Genomic DNA, 2,191 nt, shown 5'->3' with positions numbered 1-2,191 from the left:
CTCTTTACAAGCCTTTCAAAAAACTAACTTCTTTATCCTTCTCACTGTTTCCCTTCCTCCGAAGCGGGATGCAAAAGTAGGAAAAATATCAATGCAGACAAACAATTTCGTAAACTAAATTGTATAGCGGTCTTTATCATGTCTTTAATCTTTAGAAGAAGACCCAAATCGTAAATGATTAGCTTGAATAATTGTTACTTCTAAAGCTGAAAGAGGTTACACCAGGAGGGTACCAGAAGAGTATTGATGAGCTATAAATAATTTAGTTCCCGAGGATAGCGGTTAAAGAATCAGCCGTGTGATTCAAAATGTGCAATAAAGAAGTATGATTATTTTTCAGGAAGAGTCTTAAGCAATTCTTTGGCTGGAACCCATTTGACATTTCCTTCTTTATCTCCGATGACGAGACTTTCATCATTTAATGCAGCCTCTTCGGCCATCTTACGCAGCGCTATTTTTAGCCCAACCATTACCTTATCACTGAATGTTGAATCCTGATTTAAACCCTTAATATTACCCATGATATTGTTGTTTAATATACTTCCAAAGTTCATCATTATACATTGTTTTCACAAGGCCAATAGATTTGGCAACAACCTCAGGTATCAGATCCATATTATTCACCAAAACCCATTCGTCGCATACTGGCATATAAAGAGTATATAGATTGTAGATACCTCGAAAATATCTGCGTTCAATTACATCCGAGGGTATATGTTGCCCTCCTTTGCTTACACGTCTTGCGACCCTCTCTGTAGCAACGGCAGGTGAGCTTAGCCAAAAGAATAATAAATTGACTTATATCCTAATTTTTGGGCCTTTCTGATAAGTGAAACATAACTACGGGTCGAAAGCGTAGTTTCAATTGCGAAATCAACTCGTTCCTGCACCAATTCCTCAATCCGCTCTAACATCTTACGCCCAGATTCAATGGCGACGCTTTCGGGATTCAAAGGGGACAATTCAGCTGCTATATATTCAGCATTGATAAATTCCCTGCAATCAAGGATCTCTGGTAAGATCGTATAGCTTGCCGTGGTCTTTCCTGCACCATTTCATCCAGAAATAATATATAAATTAGGCATAAAAACATTACAAACTGCAGGGAGACCTGCTTTATGATGAGAAATCACTTTTGAAATTAACATTTCTAACAATCAGATCACGGGCCTCTTCAGTCAAATGACTTCTTTGGAAACTATATGCAGCAAATTTCTGTGGATAGACTAATTGGTTACCAGTATATGACAGGATCGTATCCCTGTGAAAATTCATGATTAACTGATTGCCCGATCCTTCACCAGTATAGATGAAATCAACTCTGTCGAAATAGTAAAAATAGTCGGCAACGTTCTTAAAACTCTCTACGAAATTGATTTTAACATCCCCGTCTGAAATTGGAATGCCATTCTGCTGAAGAACCCGCATCGCTACCCTTGCAACTGATTGTGATACATTATCAAGGAAAAGAACAATCAGGTAAGTCTTATAACCTTCCTTTTGCGCAAGATCGACCAAATCTATAAATGATGCATCATTAAAAACAGTTTCCAGGATGATATTTCTCCCTTCAGCTATATAAAGTTCAGCCAAATTTTTGGTTCGTGATTTATATACATCTGTCATTAATATTTGATAGCCGCTTAACTGATCTAATCGCGTGCGTATAAATGTGGATTTACCGGCTGCATTGCACCCTACTACGAACAATAACTCTGGTTTAGGCATTAAAGTCTTTTATGCTGGTGTCAAGGATTCTTACAGGCATACCTTTATCATCATATACAACCTCAATGGTAACCAGGTATATTTCGCCAGTAGGCATCTCTTTCCTCCATAATCCACCATCTTCCTTAAATTGGGCATAAAATGGATTACCCAATTCAAATGCACGCTGCTTGCCAAGCTCATGCATATTATCCATATTTTCTAGTAACCTGTCAACTATAGATCCCATAACTAAATCCTGTTTGAAGAATAATTCAAATATAAAAAAACACTTTGGCATTTAACTGAATAACGGTAGAACACTATCGATAGGTAAATCGTTGCTGTAAGCAGTATAGGCACAGATAGATTTTAAAAAACCCCAGTATACAAGAAAAGCCTCTCAGTTTCCTGAAAGGCTTTCTTTAAGATTTGGCACCGACCTACTCTCCCACGTGTTACCGCAGTACCATCGGCTCTGGTG

The 2,191-nt window shown here is 37.9% G+C and carries 3 protein-coding genes; all 3 read right to left on the bottom strand.

Annotation, left to right across the window (positions count from 1 at the left end; translation table 11 throughout):
- Window positions 1–329 precede the first annotated feature (329 nt).
- Window positions 330–557 carry a hypothetical protein gene (locus FN831_RS27525; RefSeq protein WP_246101794.1) on the bottom strand — a complete coding sequence of 76 codons (228 nt, stop codon included), beginning with the start codon at window positions 555–557 and terminating at the stop codon, window positions 330–332.
- 559 nt (window positions 558–1,116) lie between these two features.
- Window positions 1,117–1,593, bottom strand: coding sequence for a hypothetical protein (locus tag FN831_RS27515; RefSeq protein ID WP_142531422.1), 477 nt, complete (start codon window positions 1,591–1,593; stop codon window positions 1,117–1,119).
- 127 nt (window positions 1,594–1,720) lie between these two features.
- Window positions 1,721–1,957 carry a hypothetical protein gene (locus FN831_RS27510; RefSeq protein ID WP_142531421.1) on the bottom strand — a complete coding sequence of 79 codons (237 nt, stop codon included), beginning with the start codon at window positions 1,955–1,957 and terminating at the stop codon, window positions 1,721–1,723.
- Window positions 1,958–2,191 lie beyond the last annotated feature (234 nt).

It is taken from the genome of Pedobacter westerhofensis (genome assembly GCF_900182595.1).
Classification (GTDB): domain Bacteria; phylum Bacteroidota; class Bacteroidia; order Sphingobacteriales; family Sphingobacteriaceae; genus Pedobacter; species Pedobacter westerhofensis.
The sequence above is the reverse complement of the archived record's forward strand: the minus strand, read 5'-3'. Positions and strand labels throughout refer to the sequence as shown.

What these genes read in the sequence shown, in the direction of transcription:
- FN831_RS27525 (WP_246101794.1), bottom strand. Translation starts at nt 557, where the DNA reads ATGATGAACTTTGGAAGTATATTAAACAACAATATCATGGGTAATATT.
- FN831_RS27510 (WP_142531421.1), bottom strand. Translation starts at nt 1,957, where the DNA reads ATGGGATCTATAGTTGACAGGTTACTAGAAAATATGGATAATATGCAT.